This is a genomic window from Leuconostoc sp. BM2 (assembly GCF_002095565.1).
Lineage (GTDB): Bacteria > Bacillota > Bacilli > Lactobacillales > Lactobacillaceae > Leuconostoc > Leuconostoc falkenbergense.
The window spans coordinates 1-25,519 of record NZ_MOWQ01000007.1 but is presented as its reverse complement, the minus strand read 5'-3'; the positions used below and the strand labels follow the sequence as shown (position 1 = coordinate 25,519).

Here is a 25,519-nt window from a genome sequence, read left to right as displayed (position 1 = left end):
TAAGTACCTCTCATTCACCTATTATTTTATCATGAAAGAAGAAAAAAATGCCGTTAACTCATACAACTTGGGCACCAGCCGTCAAAGCAAAACTTACTTCGGATTATTTAGATCGTGTGGCAATGTTTATTAATCAAAACTATCAGTTCGAAGAAAATATTTTTCCGCCTAGAGAGAAAATTTTTGCTGCACTGGAAACACCACCACTTCCTGGGACTAAAGTCGTGATAATGGGGCAAGATCCATATCATGAAATTGGTCAAGCACAAGGTCTGAGTTTTTCAGTTCCTGATGACGTTCCTGCGCCACCGTCCTTGCAAAATATTTTAAAAGAACTGTCAACAGATATCGGGCAGCGTCAGTCTCATGATTTAACCAGTTGGGCAGAGCAGGGCGTTTTATTGCTCAACGCTGTACTAACTGTTCCGGAAGGGCGTGCTAATGCACATCAAGGTTTAATTTGGGAACCATTAACTGATGCTTTGATTCAAATTGCTTCAGAAGATAGTGCACCGAAAGTCTTTATTTTGTGGGGAAAATTCGCCCAATCGAAGCGGCGCTTTGTTGATGAATCAAAGCATTTAGTTATCACGAGTGCTCATCCTAGTCCGTTATCGGCATATCGTGGCTTTTTTGGTAGCCAACCCTTTTCAAAAGCCAATGCTTATTTAAGCACACACAATCGGACGGCCATTGATTGGCTGAAATAGTTAAAACATTCACAAAATAACAACAAAATCGCAGACAATTATGAATTGGTCTGTTACAATTAAGGTGTAAATGAAAATTTAATGATTCACAGTGGTGAATTTGGAGGAATTATGGAACTATTTGAGCAGCTTAAAACTAAAATTAGTGGTCAAAATAAAACAATTGTGTTTCCTGAAGGAGAAGATGTCCGTATTCAAGGCGCCGCAGTAAGATTGGCAGCGGATGGCCTTTTGAAGCCAATTTTGTTGGGAGATAGCAAAACCATAGCAGCTACTGCAACCGCTAATAATTTTGATTTGTCCGGTGTAGAAGTAATTGATCCTGCCAACTATAACGAAACCGCACTATCTCAATTAAATGCTGCGCTGGTTGAGCGTCGTAAGGGTAAGACAGATGCTGAGACTGCTGCTAAGTGGCTAAAAGATGTTAATTATTTTGGCACAATGCTTGTTTACACAGGCAAGGCTGATGGCATGGTTTCTGGCGCAACACATCCAACAGGCGATACGGTTCGTCCGGCGTTGCAAATTATCAAAACTGCACCCGGCTCAAGCCGGATTTCTGGTGCTTTCATTATGCAAAAGGGTGATGAACGCTACGTTTTCTCCGACGCTGCTATCAATATTGATATTGACGCGCCAACCATGGCGGAAATTGCTGTTCAATCAGCCAAGACTGCCAAAGTCTTTGAAATTGACCCTAGAGTAGCTATGTTGTCATTTTCAACAAAGGGTTCAGCTAAGTCACCATTGGTAGATAAAGTTGCAGAAGCGACCAAACTAGCTAAAGAGTTGGCGCCAGAATTTGCTGACGTGATTGATGGCGAGTTGCAATTTGATGCTGCATTTGTGCCAACAGTTGGTGCAGCTAAGGCACCTGATTCAAAGGTTGCTGGGCACGCCAATACGTTTATTTTCCCAAGTCTAGAAGCCGGAAATATTGGCTACAAAATTGCCCAACGCCTAGGTGGATATGAAGCAATTGGTCCCATTCTTCAAGGTTTGGCAAAACCTGTTTCTGATTTATCACGTGGCGCCAATGAAGAAGATGTCTATAAGGTTGCTATTATTACTGCAGCACAAGCATTGGCCTAAATCGTTTAATTGATAAAAAAGGAATCCAAAAATTATTTTGGATTCTTTTTTTGTGTCACTATGAGCGACGTTCGTTGGTTAAACGTTGAAAATGTGGCTTGTTCATCATCTTTAAAAATTGAAAATAGTTCGGTAGCATTGCTTTCAGAAAGTGACATCGACCAATCACCAATCGTTAAAAAATACTGATCAGCCATGTCGTAAAATTGCAGTTTCGCTATTTTATCTTGATGATCAACCATCAAATCGTATAAAGTCTTTTTTGTCATAAAATTATTCAAATTGGGCATCGTATAGTCGTTTATATATACCTTTCTGCTGCAAGAGAGAGTCATGTGTACCAGTGTACCAGCTTCAGCAACTCGACCATCATTCATCACAATAATTTGATCGGCCTTATGAACAGTGCTTAGTCGGTGAGCAATGACGATTGCCGTCTTTGCAATCATTAAATTGTCAAGCGCATGTTGAATCGTTTTTTAAGATTCATTGCCGCTTTAAAACGGATTCAAACACGAACCGTAACATTTCAACGGCTGTTGTGTCAGAATGGGCGAGTTGCTTTTTAATTTCTGTGGGACTCATACGTCCATTTGGATTTCTCATAATGAAGCCATTATACGCTATTCCATGGGAAATTAGCTACCAATCCATAATTGAACGACCAATGACGATAAGCGCAAATAATAATAAAGCACATAAATAACTAATGCCAGCCATTAACCACCAAGTAATTCGCATATTATCGCCTCCTCAAAAAGTATTCTCTCACTTAAATATAATGCTAAATTGTGAAAAATCAAAGAAAGCGCACTGCCGTTAAGGAAGTGATAACTTTTTTTAGAGATTCTTTATGAATTGAATGACCAACATCAATTACGGTTCACAACAGTGAATTTTTTTGAGGTAATATTAAAAGGCTATTTATTTGATAAGAAAGCGCTTTCATGATAATTTCTAGGTAATCTATTACTAGAATTTTAATGAGCGTAGGAGAGTAAAATGGGAATAAACAATGTTTTGCATCGTCGGCAATATAAAATTGTAATTGATGACACAATTAACGGGTTAAACCTAGATACATTAGGCAATTTAGGTATCTGGAGTAATCCTAAAAACAAACATTATCTTGTCACTTTAAGATCAAATGAAGATCCGAATACGGATATTGGTACATTTATCAAAGCTTTTGAAAAAAAGACCGGATTAACATCGGACAATTTTACAATTCAGTCCCAAACCGGTCCATTAACTTTGCAAAGAGCAGTTGATGATGAGTGGTTCTAAATCATCGAAAAAAACGACTCAACCATGTTTGTGGTAAGGTCGTTTTTTGTTTGAAAAGCAGGGTTTCAGTGATGATAGATGAGATCAAATGGTCTGACGACATATGATTGATAAATTATTAAACCAACATTGATGCAAATAAAAACCGTTCCCTCAACATTTGTGAGAAAACGGGGAATATGCCGATGACAGGAATCGAACCTGCACGATGTTGCCATCATACCGACCTGAACGGTACGCGTCTGCCAGTTCCGCCACATCGGCAAATCAACTCTTTCATTATACCCGAAAAAAAGAGGGTTGACAAATTTTCTAAATAAGGTATTCTAGTGTTACGTAAGAAAAGGAAATTGTAATGACAGAATTCAAAGTCAACTTAGCTTCTTCCTCCACTCAATCACTCGTGTGATTGGGATTCTTTGCGTATGATAACGTGGAATTGCTGACGACATGAGTTTAACAACTGATGTCGTCTTTTTGTATACTGAAAGGAATGGTCATGGCAACGTATAATTTTTCGGCGGGTCCGGGTGTACTTCCGACCCCAGTTATTTCCCAAATAAAGGCAGATTTGGCACAAAATGAATTCACACATCTGTCCATTTTGGAAATTTCACATCGTTCGGCACAATTTGAAAAAATAATGGCCAGCGCGCAGCAACGCCTGCGTGATTTGATGTCTATTCCCGACGAATATGGTGTTGCTTTTGTTCAAGGTGGTGGTTCGTTACAATTCGAAATGTTACCGTTGAATTTGGCAACACACAAACAAAGCATTGCGGTACTTGACTCGGGCAATTTTGCTGCCAAAGCGGCGCAAGCTGCTCAAATGCTGGGCAAAGAAGTGACAATTGTTGGTTCAAGTAAATCACAGCATTATCGTTATTTACCACAATTGACGGGTGATTTTGATGCGAATGCTTATGATTACTTGCATATCACTACCAACAACACAATTGAGGGCACAACCTATCATCAAGATATGTTGCCTCAGACAACTGGTCGTTTAACGGCTGATATGAGCTCGAACATTTTGGCAGAACCCTATGATATCACACAATTTGATGCTGTTTTTGCAGGTGCTCAAAAGAATCTCGGTCCTGCTGGCGTCACACTCGCCATTGTCAAAAAAGATTGGTTAGCTTCGCAATCAATTGAAAACGTCGGTCCAATGATGCGTTATCAAAATTATTTAGATAAAGATTCAATGTATAACACACCGCCAGTATTTTCTATTTATGCCCTTGACCTAGTCTTGTCTTGGGTACAAGCAGAGGGTGGCGTTGATGAAATGACGCGTCGTAATCAATTAAAAGCAGCTAAGTTGTATGATTTCTTGGACGAATCTCGTTTGTTTGAGGCACCAGTAAAGACCTCAGATCGTTCATTGACCAATATTGTTTTCACGACAAATGACGCAAAGCGTGATGCACAAATAACTGCTCAAGCAAAAGAAAATGGTTTATTTAATCTTGGTGGTCATCGTTCTGTTGGTGGTTTTAGAGCTTCACTTTATAACGCTCAGCCAATGGCAGCCGTTGATGCACTGATTGAATTTTTAAACAAAGTAGAAAAAGGATAAGCAATGACTAACATAAAAACGTATAATGCAATTAGCCACAAAGGATTGGATTATTTAGCGCAACATGGCTACGATATTAATTCAACAGAACAGCCTAAGGCAATTTTATTACGTTCACAAAATTTATTTGATGAAGTGATTCCAGATACAGTCCGAGCTGTTGTTCGTTCGGGGGCGGGTTTTAATAATATTCCGATTGAAAATTTGTCAAAGCGGGGCATTGTTGTCTTTAATACGCCGGGTGGCAACGCAAATGCTGTCAAGGAATTAACAATTGCTTCATTGATTTTAGCAGCTCGTCCGGTGGTTGGCGCGATTAGGTTTGCTAACCAAACACGTGGTGGTGATGTGTCATTGCGGACTGAATCAAATAAAGGCGGTTACCGAGGCACAGAGTTAGCTGGTAAAACACTTGGTGTGATTGGATTGGGAAATGTGGGATCTAAGGTAGCCAACACAGCTTTGGCTTTGGATATGGATGTGATTGGCTACGATCCGGGTCTAAATGCTAATACAGCATGGCGAATAGACCGACACATTGCTCATGCGCGTAATGTTGAAGAGGTTTTGCGCCGAGCCGACTATGTGACCGTCCATATTCCAATGGAAGAAAAGAACGACCACTTTATTGATGCTGGCAAATTGCAATTAATGAAGCCAGAAGCAGCACTATTGAATTTGTCACGTGGTGGCATTGTTGACGATCACGCGGCTAAAGCCGCATTAGATAGTGATCAACTTCGTATGTATATCACTGATTTTGCCGATGATGTTTTGTTTGATAATCCTAAAGTTATTATTACACCACATATTGGGGGCTCAACAATTGAAGCCGAAGATACTAGCGCCTTGATGGCAGCCAAGGAGCTAGATGAATATTTGACTACTGGAAATATTATTAATTCTGTGAATTATCCTGATGTTAATGAACCATTTACAACCAACTATCGCGTCGGTATAATTCATGAAAATGTACCAAACATGATTGGGCAAATCTCTGCCTTTTTTGGAGATAATGGCATTAACATTGAACAATTGAGCAACCGTGCTGTTGGACAATACGCTTATACTTTGGTGGCAATCAATGATTTTACAGCAGCACAACAGGAACATGTAAAAACAGCTTTGGATGAAATTCCACACGTGATTTTGACAAGACGCTATCAAAATCCAAATATGACAATTGGTGATTAAAGGAGATATCATGACACAAGAATTACAAGAGCAAGCCATTGCGCAGTTAGCAAAGCGTGGCGTTAAAATTGAAGATATTGCAGAAGGCACTCGTACATTTTTGACTGATAAATATCATGATGAACTTGATGAACAGACATTGGCACAAGCTATTTCACGTGTGTTACACAAAGATGAAGTCGCAGATATTATTTTGACAGCGCTTTATTTGGATGAACAAGCAGAAACAATGTCAGATGATCAACCGTTAAAGCCTCGCTTGCAACGAGATGCTAATGGGCACAATGTTGATGAAATTTTAGCGATTGCAATTACCCAGCAATTTTCTGCGGCAGCAACGGTTCATTACGGTTTGTTAGATGATTTAAAGCCAGGTTTGATTGGTGTCATCAACGATAAAACAGATAGTATTAATGTTTATCTTGACGATATTTTAGCAGCATTGATTGCCAGTGCTGCTATGACGTACTTGGAGTTACTTGGTGGTAATAACTATTAAACGCAGTAATGCGTTTTTTTTGGACGCAATTTCTTCATAATACTTAAAATTCTTACTTATCTCAACATGATTAGTTCAATAATTATTCACTTTCATTTTTTAAAATAGAAATATAGTATGACTGGTCAAAAAATGAAGGGGAGAAAGAAGAATGGATAAGGCACCTCAAAAACATTATGTTTGGGTCAATCAGCGACGAACAATTGCATCACTAATGTTAGGGAAAGAAAAAGATTGGGAAGAAAAGATTGATAAAGTTTCTGACAGAAATGCCGCTGAATTTTCGAATCAATTCGATTTTGATTTAATTTTTCATCCTGATGAAAATGTCCGAGATGAAGTGCTTGAGTCAACGCGAAGATTGCAAGTGCCACCACATCTAGTCAAGAATATTGACGTTCAAACTGCTCTGGAAAAATTAAAAAAATGTTTAAGTACAGCAAAATCCAATGATAAATTAATAACAGCTCGTCGATACTTACACGACACAATGCTTGCAGCAGAAAAAGTATATCAGAAGACACTCCGGCAAGCTAAAATGACACTTTATGATGTTACACCAGTTGGTAATGAGACAAAGGTTAGGCAAACAGTATTGGCGTTATCACAGTTATTGCTCCGCCCTGAATCTCATGTTGATGAATTAAAAGCAGCGATTTCTAAATTGACAAGTACAACTGTTTTGGCACGAATTGATAGAAAAATAGCTTTAACAGACTTGAATGCTGGGCCAAGTATTGGGTTATTTAAAAAAATGTCTGATGAACAGTTATTGCAAACAAACCAAATTAGTGATTTAACAAATTTAGCACCCAAATATCGTCGTGATTTAGGCGCATTGTTAAAGCGTTATAAGCTTTTATCTTCCGAAAATGTATACCAACAGTTAAATACTAAGTTGCTTCAAGCAGCCAAAAAATGCCATGAAAATTGGAATGAATTGTATCAAAATGCTGAAAAAGAACTTGCTGTATTATTGCAACAACGTGAAAAATTTGATCTTCATTTAGAAGAGACAGTGGCAAATATGATGACAAGCAGTGTGGCAATGGAACCTGAAGTGAAAATTGTCATTGAATTTATTCAGGCGATGTATAAGGGCGCCATGGCAGATGAACAATTTGTTCTTAAGTTATTATCTGATCGGGTGACACAAGCAACAGTTGAACGTGAAAAAGCTGTTAAATTTGCTGAAACATACCTTAATGGTCTTAACATGAGTCGTTGGTCGGAAGATAATGATGTCCAAATTGATGCACTCGTACTAGACAATACATTGTACGACAGCAAGGCGACAATTGCTTCAATCTATTCTTTAACCAATCGATTAAGAGCATCTGTAAGACGGAAACAAGCAGAATTGGATGAGGCGTTGAAGCTGGCACGGCAATTGCTCATGACAATCCATGGATCTCATCAAGATAAAGAAATTATTAGCGAGATCAATTATCTAAAGCACACTATGAAGTCGGTTAATTCAAAAGCCATCATGGCTGCCTATCAGCAATTGCAAGCCACTCAAAAAATGATTAATGCATCAACTAAAACTGAGAAAAGTCAGTTAGATATTCTTTTGGAGGAAGTTTATCAGAGTAGTGTGGCCAATGAACCCACGTTACAAAAACTAATTGGTCGCATTCATACCTGTGAAGGATTCGCCGCCATGAAAAAGACACACCGTGATTTGTCAGAGACATTTATTGATTTGCAAACGGCTAGGCAAGGCGTGACTGCAATGGCAACAATGCTATTGAAACAATCAAATAGGCGTGTATTTAAGAAAGAATTAATTGTGCAAGAAGCAAAGAAACAGTTGCTGTCTACCTTGGATGATTCATCAACAACTGCTGAAATTTTGGCTGCTGTTAAACGGTTACGTGGTGCCCTTGATCAAGTAAAATTGAGGTTACAACGGTTAGCTCGATAACTATCATATCGGTCAAGCTGGTAAATCGTTCGTTTTTTTGATAAAATAGATTGAATATTTATATTTCAAGGAGATGACACAATGTCAGGACATAGTAAATGGCATAACATCCAAGGTCGTAAAAACGCCCAAGATGCTAAGCGTGGTAAGATTTTTCAAAAGCTGGCACACGACTTATATGTTGCTGCAAAGGCTGGCGGTGCAGATCCAGAGATGAACGCATCATTGCGTTTGGTTGTTGAAAAAGCTAAGGCAGCTAACATGCCAAAAGATAACATTCAACGTGCACTTGATAAAGCATCTGGTGCTGGTGGTGCAAAGTTTGAAGAAGTGACCTATGAAGGTTATGGCACAGCCGGTGTCGCTGTGTTAGTTGAAGCATCAACGGATAACATTAATCGTACAGTTTCTACCGTTCGTAATTCATTCAAACATGCTGGCGGTGCTTTGGGCACATCTGGTTCAGTTGCTTTCCAGTTCGACCGAAAAGGTTACTTAGCAATTGATCGTGAAGCATATCCTGATTTGGATGAAGACACTGTTTTGGAGGCGGCGCTGGAAGCCGGTGCTGAAGATGTTCAAACAGCTGATGAAGTATTTGAAATTTACACTGATCCAGCGGACTTTCAGGCAGTTGAAGGTGCTTTGACTGAAGCGGGTTTCGTTTTTGAAGATGCTGAAATTACGATGATTGCGCAAAATCCAATGACAATTACTGATGAAGATCGCGAAAAATTAGATCATTTAGTCGATGAACTTGAAGAAAACGAAGACGTTTTGGCTGTTTATACGACGGCAGATTGATTAAAAAGGACATTATATGTCCTTTTTTATTTCTATAAATTCGATGAGGCAAACGTTTTAACCGATAATATTAGAAATTAACATCACTTTTCTCAAAAATAAATTTAGGATTATGGTAAAATAAATAGGTAAAAGGAGTTTATCACATTTAATGTTCGTGTTTTACATAAAAATGAACGATGATAGAGGGACACTCACGGATAGGCGCAAACAGGTTAGTTATTCTGAATGTAGAATACTGGCTTTCTCCGACAAACCTATCCCGTCTGAAAGCAGCTATCGGCGTAACAGGAGAAAAATATGTCTGGTGTAATTGTTGTTGGTTCCCAATGGGGCGATGAAGGTAAAGGAAAAATCGTTGATTTTTTCGCTGAACATGCGGATGCTGTTGTCCGTTACCAAGGTGGTAACAATGCGGGACACACGATTTGGCATAGCCAAACAAAATTTGAATTGTCTGCACTACCATCTGGAATCATCACGAAAGGTCAACTAGCAGTACTTGGCAACGGCGTTGTTGTCAATCCCGAAGCACTTTTAGCTGAAATTAAAGAAGTTGAAAGCCAAGGAATTACGATTGAGAATTTGCGCATTTCAAACCGTGCACATGTTATTATGCCGTACCACATTGCGTTGGATAAGGCATCTGAATCTGCTTCAAATAATCGAATTGGTACGACCAAAAAAGGTATTGGTCCTGCCTACACGGATAAAATCTCACGTGTTGGTATTCGCGTCGCTGATTTGATTGATCCAGAAGTATTTGGTAAGTTGCTAAAAGAATATTTGCCATTTAAAAATGCCCAATTGACTAAATTGTATGGTGAAGAAGCGTTAGATTACGATGATATTTACCAAACTTATGTTGAATATGGTCGTCAGTTGGCATCTTATGTGACAGATACGTCTTATTTGCTGGGTCAATTGATGAAAGCTGGCAAACGTGTTGTATTTGAAGGTGCACAAGGTGTAATGCTTGACGTTGATCACGGTACGTATCCCTATGTGACAAGCTCTAACCCAACAGCGGGTGGTGTGATGAATGGTGCTGGGGTAGGCCCAAAGCAAATCCAAGACGTTGTTGGTGTCATTAAAGCTTATACGTCTCGAGTTGGTGAGGGACCTTTCCCAACTGAATTGTTTAATGACATTGCAGATCATATTCGCGAAGTGGGTCACGAGTACGGTGTGATTACTAAGCGTCCTCGCCGTATTGGCTGGCTAGACGCGGTTGCTTTGCGACATGCGGTACAAGTTTCTGGTTTGACCAAGTTAGCCATTAACTCATTGGATGTTTTGTCAGGTTTGAAAGAAATAAAAATTGCGACCTCGTATACTTATAAAGGCGAAGAAATTCACCATTTCCCAGCTTCAGATACTTGGTTTAATGGGTTGGACGTCAACTGTGAGACCTTGCCCGGTTGGGATGAAGACATTACGGGTGTGACAACATTTGAAGAACTACCAGTCAATGCCCAACATTATCTCCAACGTATTTCTGAATTGTTGGAAGTCGATTTGTTGAGCTTCGCCGTAGGGCCAACGCCAGAACAAACCCATTTGTTGGAACCTGTTTGGCATGAATAAGATATATCAATAGAACCGAAAGGTTCTTTTTTATTGCAAAAATATACACTTAAAATCAGTTTATACAACTTTTAAGTGTATATAATCGTTATTTTATTGCATATTTAAACAAGGCGCGCTAATATAGAATCAACAAATAACTAAAACAAAAAACAGCGAGGACATTATCATGACAGAAAAATTAGTATTAGCATATTCCGGTGGGTTGGATACCTCAGTAGCCATTCCTTGGTTGAACGAAAAGGGTTATGACGTTATCGCTGTCGTTTTAGACGTTGGTCAACATGGCAAAGATATGGACATGATCCAAGCCAAAGCCTTGCAAGTTGGGGCGACACAGTCAATTGTTATTGACGCAAAATCAGAATTTGCTGAGCAATACGTCGCACCAGTTATCAAAGCAAACATGATGTATGAAGGCGAATATCCAATGGTTTCTGCTTTGTCACGTCCTTTGATTATCAAAAAATTAGTTGACATTGCGCATGAAAATGATGCTGTTGCCATTGCTCATGGTTCGACTGGGCACGGTAATGATCAAGTACGGTTTGAAGCAGCTATCCATGCCCTTGATCCTGAAATGAAAATTGAAGCACCAATTCGTGATTTCCAATGGTCGCGTGAAGAAGAAATTGAATACGCCCATGCCCATGACGTGCCAGTGCCTATTGATTTGGACTCACCTTATTCAATTGATGAAAACTTGTGGGGACGTGCCAATGAAGCAGGTATCCTAGAAAACCCATGGAACCAAGCACCTGAAGATGCATACGCCTTAACACAGGCTATTGAAAACACACCTGATGTACCAGAATTTATCGATGTGACATTTGAACAAGGTGTGCCGGTAGCATTAAATGGTGAGCAATTACCACTTGCTGAACTAATTGTTGCCGTCAATGAAATTGCTGGTCAACATGGTATTGGTCGAATTGATCATATTGAGAACCGTCTGGTAGGTATCAAGTCTCGTGAAATTTATGAAGCGCCTGCTGCTGCAGTGTTGATGACAGCGCACAAGGATCTCGAAGATTTGACGCTCGAACGTGATGTGGCCCATTTCAAGCCATTAATTGAGCAACAATTAGCTAATCTCGTTTATGAAGCTAAGTGGGTATCACCTTTGTTTGACAGTTTGATGGCTTTCGTTGATGATACACAAAAAAATGTGAACGGTGTTGTTAAAATGAAGCTTTATAAAGGTAATGCCATTGCTGTTGCGCGTCAATCAGAGCAAAATTCATTATATAACGAAGATTTGGCAACTTACACGGCTGCATCATCCTTTGACCAAGAAGCTGCTGTTGGCTTCATCAAGTTGTGGACATTGAGTAACACGGTGTATGAACAAGTGAACCATGTTCATTCACAACCAAAGAAAGATACAGTGAAATAAACAAGCGCTTCGGCGCGTACATAGCTTTGAAGAAGGGAAAACACTGTTGCATTGCGCAGTGCAAAAAAGTGATATGAGTGATAAATTATGGGGTGGTCGTTTTACTGCCAAAGCATCTGAATGGGTTGATGAGTTTGGGGCGTCGATTCATTTTGATCAAAAAATGGCGGCTGAAGATTTAGAAGGGTCAATTGCCCACGCAAAAATGTTGGGCAAACAAGCTATTATATCAAGTGACGAATCAGCACAAATTGTGGCTGGCTTAGAAAGTTTGCAACAAGAATTAACAGCGGGTAATTTGACATTTGATGTTAAAAATGAAGACATCCATATGAATATGGAAGCTTTATTGACAGAAAAAATTGGCGCTGTTGCTGGCAAACTTCATACTGCGCGTTCTCGAAATGATCAGGTGGCAACTGATTTTCACCTTTGGGTAAAACACCGTTTACCACATGTGATGTCAGCCTTGACCGACTTGCAGAGTGAGCTATTATCATTGGCAGACAAACACGCCGGCACGATTATGTCTGGCTATACTCACTTACAACATGCCCAACCTATAACTTATGGTCATTATTTGTTAGCTTATTTCAACATGTTCCAACGTGATTACGAACGTTTTGAATTTAACCAAAAGCATACGGACATTCTGCCACTAGGAGCTGCAGCTTTGGCGGGTACCACATTTCCCATTGACCGTGAATTTGTTGCGGATGAGCTAGGCTTTAGTGATATTTATCATAATTCGTTAGATGCTGTGTCAGATCGTGACTTCGCATTGGAATTTCTCGGCAATGCTTCGATTTTAATGATGCATTTATCACGTATGGCTGAAGAGTTAATTTTATGGTCGAGCTATGAATTTAATTATATTGAATTGTCAGATGATTTTTCAACAGGCTCTTCAATCATGCCTCAAAAAAAGAATGCTGATTTTGCGGAATTGGTGCGGGGTAAAACTGGCCGTACCTATGGCTCATTATTGGCGCTATTGACGACAATGAAATCTCTACCACTTGCTTATAACAAAGATATGCAAGAGGATAAGGAACAAGTTTTTGATGTGATGGACACGGTAATTGCCTCGGTGAAAATATTTACTGGCATGTTAAATGGCTTAACGGTTCATGAGGGTCAAATGTTAGCTGCAACGCAAGATGATTTTTCAAATGCAACAGAACTCGCTGACTATTTAGCCACCAAAGGAGTGCCTTTCCGTGAAGCACATGCGATTGTTGGTCAGTTGGTATTGAAGGGCATTCAGACACATACACCGTTACAGAAAATGACTTTGACTGACTTACAAGCTGCTGCACCTCAAATTGAAGCTGATATTTATCAAATTTTGGCTTCAGAAACGGCTGTTAATCGTCGTACATCACTTGGTGGTACGGCTGTGACCAACGTCAAAAAAGAAGTAACGCGTAATTATAAAATTTTGGAGGAGCGCCAATGAATTCACATTTCCAAGGTAAATCATTTTTGAAAGAGATTGATTTTACTAAAGCAGAGCTAGAAACATTGATTGATTTGGCAGCGCATTTAAAGTCACTCAAACAACAAAATATTCCCCATCAGTATTTGGCGGGTAAAAATATTGCCCTATTATTTGAAAAAACGTCAACGCGGACACGTTCGGCATTCACAGTTGCGGCCAATGATTTGGGTGCACATCCAGAATTTTTGGGTCACAATGACATTCAATTTGGCAAAAAAGAATCGCTACAAGATACAGCAAAAGTTTTGGGCAGCATGTATGATGGTATTGAATACCGTGGTTTTTCTCAGAAAATTGTTGAAGAGTTGGCAACCACCAGTGGCGTGCCAGTGTGGAATGGTCTGACAGATGAGTGGCATCCGACACAAATGTTGGCTGATTTTTTGACCATCAAAGAACACTTTGGTCATTTGTCAGGCATTACGTTGGCTTATTTAGGGGATGGCCGTAATAATGTTGCCCACTCTTTGTTGGTGACAGGCGCTATTTTGGGTGTTAATGTTCATATTGTGGCGCCTAAAAGTTTGCAGCCAACTGATGATGTGCAACAGTTGGCAAAGCAAAAGGCTGCCGTATCTGGTTCAAAAATTACTATTACCGATGATGTTGATTTAGGTGTTTCAGGCGCAGATATTTTGTATACAGACGTCTGGGCGTCAATGGGTGAGGAAGACCAGTTCGCACAACGAATCGAACTATTGCTACCTTATCAAATCAATCATGAATTGGTAGCAAAAACGCATAATAATCAAGTCATTGTTCTGCATGATCTGCCAGCATTTCATGATGTTCAAACGACAATGGCACAAGATATTTATGACAAGTACGGTTTGACAGAAATGGAAATCACTGACGATGTCTTTAATGCACCGTATGCACACCAATTTCAACAGGCAGAAAATCGTTTGCACACAGTTAAAGCAGTGTTAGCTGCCACATTAGGGAACCTTTATTTACCAAATCCTAACTAACAAAAAAAACAGCCGTCAGGCTGTTATTTTTTTATTTTCAATTGTGAAACAAGTGCAGCATCAGGGGTCACATAGAGTGTTTGCTGACCTTCAAAAATGACAAAGCCAGGTTTTGCACCGTTTGGCTTTCGCAATTTACCAGCAGGTAAATAGTCAACAGGAACATTAGCCGAATCTCTAGCTTTACTATAATAAGCAGCTAATTTGGCTGCCTCGATAAGCGTTGCTTCTGAGGGATTCGCGTCATGAATGATGACGTGTGATCCTGGAATTTTCTGAACATGTAACCAAATATCGCGACGATCAGCTTGCTTAAGCGAGAGACGTTCATTCTGCAAATTATTCTTTCCGACTTCAATGAGCGTACCATCGCTACTTTCGAATCTGTCGGGGTGTGACACTTTGGGTCGCTGTTTACTTTTCTTTTTGGTTCGAATATAGCCTTCTGTTGTTAATTCAATGCGAATATCTTCAACATCTTTTGGTGAAGCCACATCTAATTGCGCCATGATGTTATTGAAATAGGAAATTTCAGCGTCAGTGAGCGCCAACTGTTCATTGACAAAGTCAACCGCTGTCCGCAACTTGCGATATTTCGTGAAATATTTTTCCGCATTTTTGAGCCCATTAAGTTTAGGATCAAGTGTGATTGACAATAAGTTATTGTTATCGTAGTAGTTTTCGATTTGTACGCTTGTCATACCTTTTTCTACAAGATGCGGATAGGTGATGAGCAAGTCGCCTTTGACTTTCAAATCATCGGCATTTTCAGCGTCTGATAGCGTATTTAAAAGCTTTTTACGTTTTGTGATATTTTTTTTGAGCTCGTTTTTAACAACGCGGACCAATGATCCGGCTTGTTGATTAACACGTTCACGCTCAGCTTTACCAACGTAATAAGCATCTAGCATTTCACCAATTGTGTTAAATGATTGCGCGCTTGCAGATTCTTGTTGCCAATTAAATGCTGCATAACTGAATCCACCGTTGGCTGAGGTAAACAAGGTTGGTTGCGGATTATCAAATTGTGCCAACCAATGACGCGCATTTGCCAAATGATCCCCATCCTGATTGATAGCGCGTGCTAAAGCTAATGCACTGTCGCGACTAAATCCCTGAAAGGTACTTTGAATTTGCTTTGCCCAATTGTCGAACGGCTCATCCAAAATCATAGATGCTAAGCCGTCTAAACCACTTTCAAAGGGATTTAACAAATTTTGCGCTGGCGGCAAAATATAGGTTGCGCCTGGGAACAATGAGCGCACGCGATTTTGGTCAGCAGGTACATGCTTGATGAGTTCTAGAATGCGATTATCATGCTCGCGTACGAGAAAAAGGTTAGAGTGGCGTCCCATCATTTCAAGCGTGACTCGAATTTCTTGTACATCGCCTAATTCGTCACGGGCGTTGACATAAAAATTGATAATACGATCATTGTCAACTTGTTCAATTCGTTGTATTTTAGTGCCTTCCAAATAGCGTCGCAAAAACATCACAAAATTAGGCGCGGTTTGTGGATTCTCGTATGGAATGTAGGTGATTTGTGCGCGGGCATAGCTTGGATGTGCGCTCAAAAGCAGTGGATAATTCTGCCCGTTGTTACGTACAACAAGGACGATTTCGTTTGAATAGGGTTGATGTACCTTGGTGATACGGCCACCCGTTATCAATGTATTAAGTTCATGAATGATGGCATGAGTAAAGAGTCCATCTAATGGCATGTGATTAGCTCCTTGTGCTGTTGGTATATGTAACCAATTTTGAAAAATGTTTGCTTTGATTGTGTCATTTCATCAATGATAGCAAGATAATTAATATGTATTTTTTAAATATCGACTCTTTCATTGTATCACGTAATGATAAGCGACTTACTGACATTAAAAAACCACCTATTGGGTGGTTTTTGATTTCTAAATCTTTTTAAGGCACTTGCCAGTAGTAACCATCAGGTAATGGTTGACCTGGGGCAATGATATGAGAATGTCCTTTTCTAGTGGCCCATGTGTAACCATTTTGAATCGCCCATTTGGCGCGATTAGTTGAATTAACATTGGTAGCTGAATTATTATCGGTTGCAGCCGCCGTCGATTGTGCTTGTTGTGCTGCCGATGAACTAGCTGCCGCAACAGCCGCTTGCGATGATGCAATGGCTTCTGAAGAAGCGCGTGACGCAGATTCACTAGCCGCACGTGCTACACTTTCTGATGATGCGATTGCGAGACTAGATGAGGATTTTATTGATTCACTAGCTGCTTTTGAACTTGCTTTTGCTGCTAAATATTGATAATAGTTTGACTGAGATTTAGTATATTTTAGTTTGTTTGAGGACACTTTTGACCTGATATCATGCATTGCTGACGCTGATATCGCATTTGAATTGGCCCAAGAAGACTTTAACTTTGAGACAGCAAATAAGTATACTTTGAAATGTTGATTAGTTTGATAATCCGTAGCATTTTTTAGAACATGAGGATTAATGGCTAGGCTGAACTTGCCATGCTTCATAGTTGCCTAAGTTTTATTTTTGGTTGATTGTGCAGCGTTCACACCATAGTTAGCATTTTGCTTATCTGCAGTTGTTGCGTATATCTTTGTGCCACTTGGGGCTTTAGAAGTGCCTTTGACTATCCATTTTGCTTTTTTATCTGTCTTGACACTTGCGACTTTAACTTTGTATATTTTGTGCTTTGTTAAAAAGGTACTTGCGTCAACGTTAGATTGAACTGTATTAAAAGCAGAAAAACTAACAAAGATAGACAACAAAAAAATGATGATAGGACTTAAATGATGATTCAAAGCCTTCGAATTGTTTCTATTCATCTCAAAAATTCTCCCAAAACTTTTTAACGTGAACGCTTGGCACGTATTCGGACAATAGCCAATTTGAGATTTAAAGCTTAAAAGTATTTTATTGTTCAATTAGTAAGTATTTATAACCAACAGTCAAATGAAGCTATACTATTTTAGTACCGTGTACCTCAGAAATACCAAGCACATCAGCAATTTCGTCAGCATTATCGTGTGTCACACCACCACCAGGTAAAATGGTCATGCCAACTGGTGCGCGATCTACAAGAAATTCTAATTGTGGCATTAGTTCAGTGATGGCCGTTGTTAGCACACCACCGTGGGTCAAAATACGCGTAACGCCATGTGTGAATAACCATTGCATAGCTGCTTGTTGTTGGTCTATTGTAATCTTATCAAATGCCATGTGCATAACGACATGTAAATTCAGTGTATCTGCAGTCTCGATTAACGTCGACATCATGTCTGTGTCCAGTGATCCATTTCGCACAACACCGAAAGTAACATGCTGACCACCTAAATCTGCAACAATTTGTAAGGTTTCTAGCATTTGGTTTAATTCAGTATTATCATATGCAAAATCGCCACCACGAGGGCGAACCATAATGACAACTGGTATATCACCAGCAATAGTTAGCGTGTCGATTATAGTTCGTGTGTCAGGGGTAATGCCGCCTAAGTCAAGGCGAGCGTTTAATTCAATTCGGTTAGCACCACGTGCAATCATTTCTTGGGCGCGGTCAGCAGAGTCAACCGCGGCTTCTTTGATTTTTATAGTCATAGATCCTAAATTAAAGTTATTTCGCAAACAAAAAAACCTGTTCTACAAATAGAACAGGCATCATTGTTACTTCTTATCAACAACTTGCTTGCCGTTATAAACACCAGAAGGTGAGACGCGGTGAGCAACACGGTATTCACCAGTTGTCTGATCCAACAAAATGTTTGGAACATTCAAACCGATGTGTCCGCGGCGATTGCGCTTGTGAGACTTTGAATTCTTGTTTGATGGGGTAGCCATGATAGCACCTCCTTTCGTTTCAATTTATCAACTAGTCAAGTTTACCTAAATTTACAGCGTTTGTCAACAGTTAAACTCTATTTAATGTCAAGGGTATTTACTTGACATAAGGTTACTATAAATTCTAGGTTTTGATAAAGCTTTATTATCGTTATTGTACCATAGAATGATACTGAATACTGTTACAGCCAGTGAGACCAACTTTTTATCACGATAAAGACAATTATGGTCCTTATAAACACAGGAAACGACAACGCAATGACGTGCTAAAATATAAGATGTAGCAAATTAAGGAGGTGCTCGGATGAGAAAACAAAATTTAATTAGTATAGGTGCTATTCATCTAATTGTGGTTCTTTTCTTTTTGTTTGTCTACCTGACCCCCACACATTTTACATTTTTAAACTGGAATGTGTTTTTGGCATTGTTACCTTTGGATTTTGCCTTAGTAGTGGCATTTACTAAACGTGTCACAGTGGGGACAATTTTTAGTATTTTATGGTTGCTATTCTATCCAAATACGATGTATATGATTACAGATTATATTCATTTACAATACATCGGTATTGGTTTGACAGTCCGTATGCAATATTTCAATTATGCGGTTTTGTCGGCAGGTATCTTTATCGGTGTTGTGTTAGGTATTTTAAGTTTAGAGCTTATTTTTAAACATTATTTTGACAAACGCCACGATGTGTTAGAATTATTCCTTATGGCTGTTTTGTCGATATTATCGGGTGTTGGCATATATATCGGCCGTTTTCTTCGCTTGAACTCTTGGGATGTTTTCACAAGATTACAACATGTTTTAAGTTTAATAGCTAAATCGTTCAGCATGCATATGATTGTTTTTGTCACGTTGTTTGCCGGCGTTCAATTCGCGATTTTAGTCATTAGTCACTATGGCGTTCGTTTAATCCAGAACACAGTTGACAAATGATCTATGAGGTAGTAAACTAGTATCTGTTGAACAAGTAGAAGCACCCGCTTCTCGCCAAGTGATATCGTTACTTGGCAGATACAGTTGTACGTTAAGTACTGCAAGTGTTGAAGTGGGTAAAGATTAAGTTCTTGCCCACTTTTCTTCTTGATTCACAAAATAAATTTGGAGGTGCCAGACAATAGCACGTCAACCACGACAAGTTGATCTAGTCAACGAAAATATCCGCGCACCACGTGTTTTGCTTATCCATGATGGTAAGCAAGAAGAAATGTCAACACGTGATGCCCAACAATTAGCGAATGATGCAGACCTTGATTTGGTATTGGTACAGGCTAACGCTGAAGTACCAGTTGCCAAAATCATGGACTGGGGTAAAGCGAAGTTCGAAGCGCAAAAGAAGCAAAAAGAACAACGTAAGAACCAAAAAATTGTTCAAGTTAAAGAAGTTCGTATGTCACCAGTGATTGATTCAGGCGATTTCGAAACACGTAAAAAGGCAGCAATCAAGTTTTTGTCGCAAGGCAACAAAGTTAAGCTGAATTTGCGTTTCCGTGGTCGTATGATTACTCACCAAGACATTGGACGTGGGGTCTTAGACCGCATGGCTGAAGAACTTGATGACATCGCCAAGGTGGAACAACGTGCCAAAATGGATGGCCGCCAAATGTTTTTGGTCTTGGCACCACGCGATGCCAAGTAAGTAAGGGTTTAGTCGCTTGTTTAATCAAGCATAAACAAAAATCGTAAAGTAGGAGAATTGGTCACATGCCAAAGATGAAGACACACCGCGCATCAGCAAAGCGCTTTAAGAAGACAGCTAACGGTGGCTTGAAGTCAGCTTCAGCTTATACTTCACACCGTTTCCACGGTAAGACAAAGAAGCAACGTCGTCAATTGCGTGGCACACGCATGATGGATTCAACGACTGTTAAGACATACGCTAAGATGTTGAGCACGCTCTAATTTCAAGGTAAGTCTAATTATTTAATTTCTAGGAGGAAATACCCATGCGAGTTAAGGGTGGTACAGTATCACGCGCACGTCGTAAAAAGTTTGTTAAGTTGGCCAAGGGTTACCGTGGACAACGTCGTATTAATTTTAAGGTTGCTAAGCAACAAGTTTACAAGTCATACTTGTATGCATACCGTGATCGTAAGAACACAAAGCGTAACTTCCGTAAGCTATGGATTGCTCGTATCAACGCAGCAGCCCGTATGAACGGTTTGTCATACTCAAAGTTGATGCATGGTTTGACATTGGCCGGTGTTGAATTGAACCGTAAGATGTTAGCTGATCTTGCTGTTTCTGATTTTGACACATTCTCAAAGTTGGCTGAGCAAGCAAAGTCTGCATTGTCATCAGAAAATGTTTTGGTACAAGAACGTACTGCAGCAACAACTGAAACGACAGTAGCCGTACAACGCTAATTTAAAAAAACGCGATAAGCGTTTTTTTTTGACTAAAATTAGAGGTTGACAAAATAAATGATATTTGGTTTAATATTGTTAATAAATAAATGAGAAAATAATATGACAAATCAATTCGCAACAACAACACAAATTATTATCAGCATTATTATCATTAATTAGTGATAAGTGCTGAAATTTTTTGCGCCTATCAGACCAAACATGATAGGTAGCTGATTTGATATGTTGAAAGACTAGCTGCTAAAAAATTGTAGCTAGTCTTTTTTATTTTTATCATAGAGGGAAGAGGAATTGGTATGAATATTCAAATGATTTAGTGAGTAAATTGAAGCAATAACGTATACTACTAGGGAGAAAAGAAATGGACGAAAAGAAATTAACGTGACAAAAGTTAGTATTAGTGGCGTCACTAATATTTGGAATGTTTTTTGGAGCAGGAAACTTAATTTTTCCTGTCCAGTTAGGTCAATTATCAGGTGGTAATTGGTTACCAGCAACGGTTGGATTTTTGATTACTGGTACTATTGTGCCATTCTTGGCAATGATGGCAGTGAGTGTCACCAATAGTCAAAGTGTTTACGACATTGCCAAACCAGTCGCACCTTGGTTTGGCACAGTATTTTTAGTTGCTATTCACATGACAATCGGTCCTTTTTTTGGAACACCGCGTACAGCAGCAACGGCGTTTTCAATGGGCGTAGCACCATTTATACCTGTTAAATATCAAGGATTAGCAATGCTAGTTTTCTCGGCTGTCTTCTTTGGATTGGCTTACTTTCTAACAGTTAAAGAATCAGGCTTATTGAAATGGGTGGGACGATATCTTAATCCGCTATTCTTGGGACTATTGTTATTAGTGTTGGTATTATCGTTAGTTATGCCAATGGGGAACACACATCAAACGGTATCTGCGGCGTATCAAAGTAATGCCGCTTTTCAGGGAATTTTAGATGGGTATAATACAATGGATGGCATAGCCTTGTTGGCCTTAGCCGTTTCAGTTGTATATGCTGTCAAAGGCTTAGAATTCCACAAAAAGCAAGTATCGACTGTATTAGCAAAGGCTGGTTTGTTAAGTATTGTCGCGGAAGCGGTGATTTATGCAGCGCTAGTTCTGGTTGGTACTAGTAGTTTGGGATTGTTCAAACCATCAGCAAATGGTGGCGATGCTTTTGCTCAAATTGTTGGCCATTATATGGGTAACTTTGGGACAGCGTTGACCGGCGTTATCGTGACCTTAGCAGTTTTCACAACAGCTATGGGACTGTTCGTCTCATTCTCACAAGATATGCACCGTGTTTTTCCAAAAGTGAGTTATCTTTGGTGGTTGCGTGTCATTGCGTTTGGATCATTTGTCACAGCTAACGCAGGTTTGACTAATATCGTAGCTTGGTCAGTACCGGTTTTGATGCTATTGTATCCATTTGCTTTGGTACTTATCTTATTGTCGCTATTCAGCAAATATTTCAAGCAATCAGCGCTAGTTTATCGTTTTGTTGTGGCTGCTGTCACTTTACCTGCTGTTTTAGATGCCCTTGCTAGCTCACCTTTAGTGTCGTTGGCTAGCGTACAGCGTGTTGTGAATGGATATCACCAATTTGTGCCATTTGCCTCACTTGGCTTTGGATGGGTTGTACCGGCTGCTCTTGGTGCACTTGTAGGTTTAGGTGCCTATCTTGTTACTAATCATCAAAACGCAACTGTGCTTGATTAATTGTCCAATCCTCTTGTGAATGATATTTTTATCCGGATAACGTTATTTTTTGGTATAATTTAAGATAGTAAATTGAATTGGAAGGAAATAATGAATACGGCGTTTTCAGTCGATTCGTTTGTGTTCATTCAAAACTATCATGGGAAAATTTGTTGAAATGAATCATCCGTTGATCCAACATAAGCTCACAATGATTCGTAACAAGAATGTCGGCACTAAGGACTTTCGAGCATTAGTGGACGAAATCGCGATGTTGATGACTTATGAGGCTAGCCGCGATTTGCAATTGGAAGATGTTGTTGTCGAGACACCAGTAGCGACAACTACTAAAAAGCAATTAGCAGGTAAAAAATTAGCTGTCGTGCCAATCCTACGTGCTGGATTGGGAATGGTCGATGGCATTGTACAATTAATTCCAGCAGCCAAAATTGGTCATATTGGTATGTATCGTGATGAAACAACCCTCGAGCCAGTTGAATATTTCATTAAATTGCCTGAGGATATTGATCAACGCGACGTATTGTTGGTTGACCCTATGTTGGCAACTGGTGGGTCAGCTAAGGATGCTATTTCTGCTTTAAAGAAGCGTGGCGCTAAGCATATTAAGTTAATCACATTGGTGTCAGCTCCAGAAGGTGTCAAAGCAGTTCAAGATGCACACCCAGATGTTGATATCTATACAGGATCATTAGATGAAGGACTGAATGAACATGGCTATATCGTTCCGGGTCTAGGGGATGCGGGTGACCGTTTATTTGGTACAATGTAGTATTTATACCTAATGAAAAGTTCACGTTTTGTGGACTTTTTTGTATGGATTGATTATTAAGGTTCATTTTGTGTTATACTATTTTACAATTATGTAACAAACAACAAAGGGGAATTGCTCATGCAAAGGCGTTCAAAAATGCGTCCAAAAAAGCGACACACAGTAAGAAATATTATTTTAACGATTATTGGACTACTCGTAGTTGGGGGAATTGCAACAGGTTCATACGCGTACTATAAAGTTAACAGCACAATTACTAAAATGCAGAAATCGTCCAAAACGACAAAATCTGCTAACAAACTTACTAGTAGCAAAAAGCCAGTTTCTTATTTATTGCTTGGAACAGATACTGGCGAACTGGGTCGTAACTATAAAGGTCGAACAGATACAATGATCGTCATGACCATTAATCCCAAAACTAATGTCACGACAATGACATCAATTCCACGTGATACGTTGGTAACAGTCAGCGGTCAACAAATGAAGATAAATGCTGCATATGCCTATGGATCAGCTGATTCAGCGGTGTCAGCTGTTGAAAATCTGTTAAATATTGATATTAACGGTGGCTATATCTTGATTAACATGGGTGGTCTGGTTAAAATGGTTGACGCCGTTGGTGGTGTTGATGTCACATCACCTTTGACGTTCACCACGACTGGTGACACAACACAAGCTGATTCTGAGAGTCAATATTCATTTGTTTCCGGCAAGACTTATCACATGGATGGAAATGAAGCATTGGCGTTCTCACGTATGCGACATGAAGATCCTAATGGTGATTATGGTCGTCAAATGAGACAGCAACTCGTTATCAAGGCTGTCTTGAAAAACTCAGCTAAAGTTGGCACATTATTTAATGATTCACTGCTAACGACAATTTCTAACAATGTTCAAACGGATGTTTCAACAACTTCTATGAAGAATCTTGCCCTCAGCTATCGTAAAGCATTCGGGACGGTTAAGCAGGATCAACTAAAAGGAACCACCCAAAGTATTAGTGGTTTAGGGTCAACTGAAGTGATGAGCCAAACAGAGATTGAACGTGTTCACACATCAATAACACAACAAATGGCGCAGTAATAGTTAGCACGCAATTGCGTGCTTTTTATTTTGGGGTGAAATGCTATAATAAAATGGAGTATTAAAAATGGAAAGAAGTCAAAACAAAAATGATTCAGTTAAAATCACCACGAGAAATTGAAGCCATGCGTCAATCAGGCGCTATCATTGCTGGTATGCACCTCATGTTGCGCGACTTAATTAAGCCAGGAATCGACACTTGGGAAATTGAAACAAAATCACGCGAGTATATTGAAAGTCATGGTGGCGTGCCACTTCAAATCGGTTTTGAAGGATTCAAGTATGCCACGACAATTAGTATTAATAACGAGGTCGCACATGGATTGCCTCGTAAAGGTTTGAGGCTCAAGAATGGTGACTTAGTTAAAGTTGATACAGTTGTCGGCTTGAATGGTGCCGTGTCAGATTCAGCTTGGTCTTATGCAGTCGGCGAAGTCACACCAGAGATTAAAGACTTGATGGCTGTTACTAAGAAAGCAATGTACTTAGGTATTGACCAAGCTGTTGTTGGTAATCGCATTGGTGACATCGGGAATGCGATTCAACAATATACAGAAGTTGAACATCATTATGGTGATGTGCGTGAGTATATTGGTCATGGCGTTGGCCCAACAATGCATGAAGAGCCAAATGTGCCACATTATGGGAAGCCAGGTCATGGCGTTCGCTTACGTGAAGGCATGGTAATTACAATTGAGCCAATGATTAACATTGGTGGCTGGAAAGTCAACACAGATCATACCGAAGAAGATGGTTGGACTGTTACGACGGCTGATGGTTCATGGTCAGCACAATATGAACATACTTTGGCGATTACTAAGGATGGCCCAAAAATTTTGACCAGTCAAGATCCTGAATTTGATACAAAATACCTTTAAAATTATAAAAGTAATATATATATATATATATATATTACTTTTATAATGTGAGTTTTATGATGGAATAAAGTATATGTCCTTATATACTTAGCTGCTCTTATACTAAAAAAATGGACTATTTTTATTCAGTCCGTAAAATGAAAGTATAGGAGTATTTTTATGTCAATTCGTTATTCACAAGATTTCAAAGATTCATTGGTTAAACTTCACCAAGAAGGCCGTTCACTCAAATCATTAGCAGAAGAATTTGGACCATCAAAAGATTCTATTGCTATTTGGGTTAAACAAGCTACCCCAATCATGATTAAGGGTCAGTCAAAGAC

The 25,519-nt window shown here is 39.5% G+C and carries 27 protein-coding genes, 1 tRNA gene, 1 pseudogene and 1 other annotated feature; of the genes and pseudogenes, 21 read left to right on the top strand and 8 right to left on the bottom strand.

The features are described from left to right. The first annotated feature begins 47 nt into the window (after positions 1-47). Positions 48-710 (top strand): uracil-DNA glycosylase, encoded by a 663-nt coding sequence (locus BMG01_RS03665; protein WP_004914686.1) that lies wholly within the window; start codon positions 48-50, stop codon positions 708-710. A gap of 111 nt (positions 711-821) precedes the next feature. Next, positions 822-1,805, top strand: a complete 984-nt coding sequence (pta, locus tag BMG01_RS03660) for a phosphate acetyltransferase (protein ID WP_036068204.1) — start codon at positions 822-824, stop codon at positions 1,803-1,805. Between the two features lie 32 nt (positions 1,806-1,837). Here the strand turns inward: pta and BMG01_RS03655 are convergent, their stop codons facing one another. Next, positions 1,838-2,074 (bottom strand): hypothetical protein, encoded by a 237-nt coding sequence (locus BMG01_RS03655; protein WP_036067095.1) that lies wholly within the window; start codon positions 2,072-2,074, stop codon positions 1,838-1,840. Between the two features lie 4 nt (positions 2,075-2,078). Continuing rightward, positions 2,079-2,284: pseudogene (locus tag BMG01_RS03650) on the bottom strand (ABC transporter ATP-binding protein); the annotation flags it as partial. A 523-nt stretch (positions 2,285-2,807) separates the two neighbouring features. Between BMG01_RS03650 and BMG01_RS03645 the strand changes: the two are divergent. Beyond that, complete coding sequence (locus BMG01_RS03645) at positions 2,808-3,092, top strand: hypothetical protein (protein WP_004914679.1); 285 nt, start codon at positions 2,808-2,810, stop codon at positions 3,090-3,092. Between the two features lie 180 nt (positions 3,093-3,272). Here the strand turns inward: BMG01_RS03645 and BMG01_RS03640 are convergent. Then, positions 3,273-3,356: transfer RNA gene (locus tag BMG01_RS03640), tRNA-Leu, on the bottom strand. Positions 3,357-3,591: 235 nt separating this feature from the next. On the opposite strand from BMG01_RS03640, the gene serC reads away from it, so the two are divergent. The 9 genes from serC to argF all read left to right on the top strand — a co-directional run bounded on the left by serC (position 3,592) and on the right by argF (position 14,553). Next, on the top strand, positions 3,592-4,674 hold the full coding sequence (serC, locus tag BMG01_RS03635; protein ID WP_004914677.1) for a 3-phosphoserine/phosphohydroxythreonine transaminase: 1,083 nt from the start codon (positions 3,592-3,594) through the stop codon (positions 4,672-4,674). A gap of 3 nt (positions 4,675-4,677) precedes the next feature. Continuing rightward, positions 4,678-5,868: a 3-phosphoglycerate dehydrogenase family protein gene (locus tag BMG01_RS03630; protein WP_004914674.1), complete on the top strand. Its 1,191-nt coding sequence runs from the start codon at positions 4,678-4,680 to the stop codon at positions 5,866-5,868. A 10-nt stretch (positions 5,869-5,878) separates the two neighbouring features. Continuing rightward, positions 5,879-6,367 carry a phosphatidylglycerophosphatase A gene (locus BMG01_RS03625; protein ID WP_004914672.1) on the top strand — a complete coding sequence of 163 codons (489 nt, stop codon included), beginning with the start codon at positions 5,879-5,881 and terminating at the stop codon, positions 6,365-6,367. 151 nt (positions 6,368-6,518) lie between these two features. After that, the gene (locus tag BMG01_RS03620) at positions 6,519-8,294 is read left to right on the top strand and encodes a hypothetical protein (protein WP_036068207.1); all 1,776 of its coding nucleotides are present in this window, start codon (positions 6,519-6,521) and stop codon (positions 8,292-8,294) included. Between the two features lie 81 nt (positions 8,295-8,375). After that, positions 8,376-9,098: a YebC/PmpR family DNA-binding transcriptional regulator gene (locus tag BMG01_RS03615; RefSeq protein ID WP_036068210.1), complete on the top strand. Its 723-nt coding sequence runs from the start codon at positions 8,376-8,378 to the stop codon at positions 9,096-9,098. 300 nt (positions 9,099-9,398) lie between these two features. Further along, on the top strand, positions 9,399-10,685 hold the full coding sequence (locus tag BMG01_RS03610) for an adenylosuccinate synthase (protein WP_036068212.1): 1,287 nt from the start codon (positions 9,399-9,401) through the stop codon (positions 10,683-10,685). A 169-nt stretch (positions 10,686-10,854) separates the two neighbouring features. Then, positions 10,855-12,081: an argininosuccinate synthase gene (locus tag BMG01_RS03605; protein ID WP_010291811.1), complete on the top strand. Its 1,227-nt coding sequence runs from the start codon at positions 10,855-10,857 to the stop codon at positions 12,079-12,081. Between the two features lie 73 nt (positions 12,082-12,154). Beyond that, the gene (gene argH, locus BMG01_RS03600) at positions 12,155-13,540 is read left to right on the top strand and encodes an argininosuccinate lyase (RefSeq protein WP_036067084.1); all 1,386 of its coding nucleotides are present in this window, start codon (positions 12,155-12,157) and stop codon (positions 13,538-13,540) included. Further along, positions 13,537-14,553: an ornithine carbamoyltransferase gene (argF, locus tag BMG01_RS03595; RefSeq protein WP_036068217.1), complete on the top strand. Its 1,017-nt coding sequence runs from the start codon at positions 13,537-13,539 to the stop codon at positions 14,551-14,553. Before argH ends, argF begins: the two co-directional genes overlap by 4 nt. 23 nt (positions 14,554-14,576) lie before the next feature. Here the strand turns inward: argF and BMG01_RS03590 are convergent, their stop codons facing one another. From BMG01_RS03590 to rpmF, 5 genes are all read right to left on the bottom strand, one after another. After that, positions 14,577-16,274: an NFACT RNA binding domain-containing protein gene (locus BMG01_RS03590; RefSeq protein ID WP_036068220.1), complete on the bottom strand. Its 1,698-nt coding sequence runs from the start codon at positions 16,272-16,274 to the stop codon at positions 14,577-14,579. A gap of 199 nt (positions 16,275-16,473) precedes the next feature. Next, positions 16,474-17,058, bottom strand: coding sequence for a hypothetical protein (locus BMG01_RS03585; RefSeq protein WP_051586147.1), 585 nt, complete (start codon positions 17,056-17,058; stop codon positions 16,474-16,476). 6 nt (positions 17,059-17,064) lie between these two features. Beyond that, on the bottom strand, positions 17,065-17,373 hold the full coding sequence (locus BMG01_RS03580; protein ID WP_036068223.1) for a hypothetical protein: 309 nt from the start codon (positions 17,371-17,373) through the stop codon (positions 17,065-17,067). A gap of 133 nt (positions 17,374-17,506) precedes the next feature. After that, positions 17,507-18,142 (bottom strand): copper homeostasis protein CutC, encoded by a 636-nt coding sequence (locus BMG01_RS03575; RefSeq protein WP_036068226.1) that lies wholly within the window; start codon positions 18,140-18,142, stop codon positions 17,507-17,509. Positions 18,143-18,208: 66 nt separating this feature from the next. Next, the gene (gene rpmF / locus BMG01_RS03570) at positions 18,209-18,382 is read right to left on the bottom strand and encodes a 50S ribosomal protein L32 (protein ID WP_004914654.1); all 174 of its coding nucleotides are present in this window, start codon (positions 18,380-18,382) and stop codon (positions 18,209-18,211) included. Positions 18,383-18,686: 304 nt separating this feature from the next. Between rpmF and BMG01_RS03565 the strand changes: the two genes are divergently transcribed. From BMG01_RS03565 to BMG01_RS03525, 9 genes are all read left to right on the top strand, one after another. Then, on the top strand, positions 18,687-19,322 hold the full coding sequence (locus tag BMG01_RS03565; protein WP_036068228.1) for a DUF1361 domain-containing protein: 636 nt from the start codon (positions 18,687-18,689) through the stop codon (positions 19,320-19,322). 26 nt (positions 19,323-19,348) lie between these two features. Beyond that, positions 19,349-19,473, top strand: a sequence feature (ribosomal protein L20 leader region). A 12-nt stretch (positions 19,474-19,485) separates the two neighbouring features. Further along, positions 19,486-20,025, top strand: coding sequence for a translation initiation factor IF-3 (infC, locus tag BMG01_RS03560; RefSeq protein ID WP_050799439.1), 540 nt, complete (start codon positions 19,486-19,488; stop codon positions 20,023-20,025). Between the two features lie 65 nt (positions 20,026-20,090). Further along, on the top strand, positions 20,091-20,288 hold the full coding sequence (rpmI, locus tag BMG01_RS03555; RefSeq protein ID WP_002815120.1) for a 50S ribosomal protein L35: 198 nt from the start codon (positions 20,091-20,093) through the stop codon (positions 20,286-20,288). A gap of 44 nt (positions 20,289-20,332) precedes the next feature. Beyond that, positions 20,333-20,752 (top strand): 50S ribosomal protein L20, encoded by a 420-nt coding sequence (gene rplT / locus BMG01_RS03550; RefSeq protein WP_004914648.1) that lies wholly within the window; start codon positions 20,333-20,335, stop codon positions 20,750-20,752. 400 nt (positions 20,753-21,152) lie between these two features. Next, positions 21,153-22,466, top strand: a complete 1,314-nt coding sequence (gene brnQ / locus BMG01_RS03545; protein WP_369802585.1) for a branched-chain amino acid transport system II carrier protein — start codon at positions 21,153-21,155, stop codon at positions 22,464-22,466. A gap of 139 nt (positions 22,467-22,605) precedes the next feature. Next, entirely contained in the window at positions 22,606-23,235 is a 630-nt protein-coding gene (gene upp, locus BMG01_RS03540; RefSeq protein ID WP_036068230.1) for a uracil phosphoribosyltransferase, read from the top strand. Positions 23,236-23,355: 120 nt separating this feature from the next. After that, complete coding sequence (locus BMG01_RS03535) at positions 23,356-24,318, top strand: LCP family protein (protein ID WP_036068232.1); 963 nt, start codon at positions 23,356-23,358, stop codon at positions 24,316-24,318. An 89-nt stretch (positions 24,319-24,407) separates the two neighbouring features. Further along, positions 24,408-25,196, top strand: a complete 789-nt coding sequence (gene map / locus BMG01_RS03530) for a type I methionyl aminopeptidase (protein ID WP_036068234.1) — start codon at positions 24,408-24,410, stop codon at positions 25,194-25,196. Between the two features lie 159 nt (positions 25,197-25,355). Further along, the coding region (locus BMG01_RS03525) for a transposase (protein WP_080539941.1) at positions 25,356-25,519 on the top strand (164 nt) is incomplete at its 3' end.

Bases quoted from the DNA above. Each gene is read 5' to 3' on its own strand.
- BMG01_RS03580 (WP_036068223.1), bottom strand. From the start codon at position 17,373: ATGAATAGAAACAATTCGAAGGCTTTGAATCATCATTTAAGTCCTATC.
- BMG01_RS03625 (WP_004914672.1), top strand. From the start codon at position 5,879: ATGACACAAGAATTACAAGAGCAAGCCATTGCGCAGTTAGCAAAGCGT.
- BMG01_RS03565 (WP_036068228.1), top strand. From the start codon at position 18,687: ATGAGAAAACAAAATTTAATTAGTATAGGTGCTATTCATCTAATTGTG.
- BMG01_RS03605 (WP_010291811.1), top strand. From the start codon at position 10,855: ATGACAGAAAAATTAGTATTAGCATATTCCGGTGGGTTGGATACCTCA.
- BMG01_RS03620 (WP_036068207.1), top strand. From the start codon at position 6,519: ATGGATAAGGCACCTCAAAAACATTATGTTTGGGTCAATCAGCGACGA.
- rpmI (WP_002815120.1), top strand. From the start codon at position 20,091: ATGCCAAAGATGAAGACACACCGCGCATCAGCAAAGCGCTTTAAGAAG.
- pta (WP_036068204.1), top strand. From the start codon at position 822: ATGGAACTATTTGAGCAGCTTAAAACTAAAATTAGTGGTCAAAATAAA.
- BMG01_RS03535 (WP_036068232.1), top strand. From the start codon at position 23,356: ATGCAAAGGCGTTCAAAAATGCGTCCAAAAAAGCGACACACAGTAAGA.
- argH (WP_036067084.1), top strand. From the start codon at position 12,155: ATGAGTGATAAATTATGGGGTGGTCGTTTTACTGCCAAAGCATCTGAA.
- upp (WP_036068230.1), top strand. From the start codon at position 22,606: ATGGGAAAATTTGTTGAAATGAATCATCCGTTGATCCAACATAAGCTC.
- BMG01_RS03590 (WP_036068220.1), bottom strand. From the start codon at position 16,274: ATGCCATTAGATGGACTCTTTACTCATGCCATCATTCATGAACTTAAT.
- BMG01_RS03610 (WP_036068212.1), top strand. From the start codon at position 9,399: ATGTCTGGTGTAATTGTTGTTGGTTCCCAATGGGGCGATGAAGGTAAA.
- map (WP_036068234.1), top strand. From the start codon at position 24,408: ATGATTCAGTTAAAATCACCACGAGAAATTGAAGCCATGCGTCAATCA.
- BMG01_RS03585 (WP_051586147.1), bottom strand. From the start codon at position 17,058: ATGAAGCATGGCAAGTTCAGCCTAGCCATTAATCCTCATGTTCTAAAA.
- BMG01_RS03655 (WP_036067095.1), bottom strand. From the start codon at position 2,074: ATGACAAAAAAGACTTTATACGATTTGATGGTTGATCATCAAGATAAA.
- BMG01_RS03615 (WP_036068210.1), top strand. From the start codon at position 8,376: ATGTCAGGACATAGTAAATGGCATAACATCCAAGGTCGTAAAAACGCC.
- argF (WP_036068217.1), top strand. From the start codon at position 13,537: ATGAATTCACATTTCCAAGGTAAATCATTTTTGAAAGAGATTGATTTT.
- BMG01_RS03665 (WP_004914686.1), top strand. From the start codon at position 48: ATGCCGTTAACTCATACAACTTGGGCACCAGCCGTCAAAGCAAAACTT.
- rplT (WP_004914648.1), top strand. From the start codon at position 20,333: ATGCGAGTTAAGGGTGGTACAGTATCACGCGCACGTCGTAAAAAGTTT.
- serC (WP_004914677.1), top strand. From the start codon at position 3,592: ATGGCAACGTATAATTTTTCGGCGGGTCCGGGTGTACTTCCGACCCCA.
- BMG01_RS03575 (WP_036068226.1), bottom strand. From the start codon at position 18,142: ATGACTATAAAAATCAAAGAAGCCGCGGTTGACTCTGCTGACCGCGCC.
- BMG01_RS03645 (WP_004914679.1), top strand. From the start codon at position 2,808: ATGGGAATAAACAATGTTTTGCATCGTCGGCAATATAAAATTGTAATT.
- rpmF (WP_004914654.1), bottom strand. From the start codon at position 18,382: ATGGCTACCCCATCAAACAAGAATTCAAAGTCTCACAAGCGCAATCGC.
- BMG01_RS03630 (WP_004914674.1), top strand. From the start codon at position 4,678: ATGACTAACATAAAAACGTATAATGCAATTAGCCACAAAGGATTGGAT.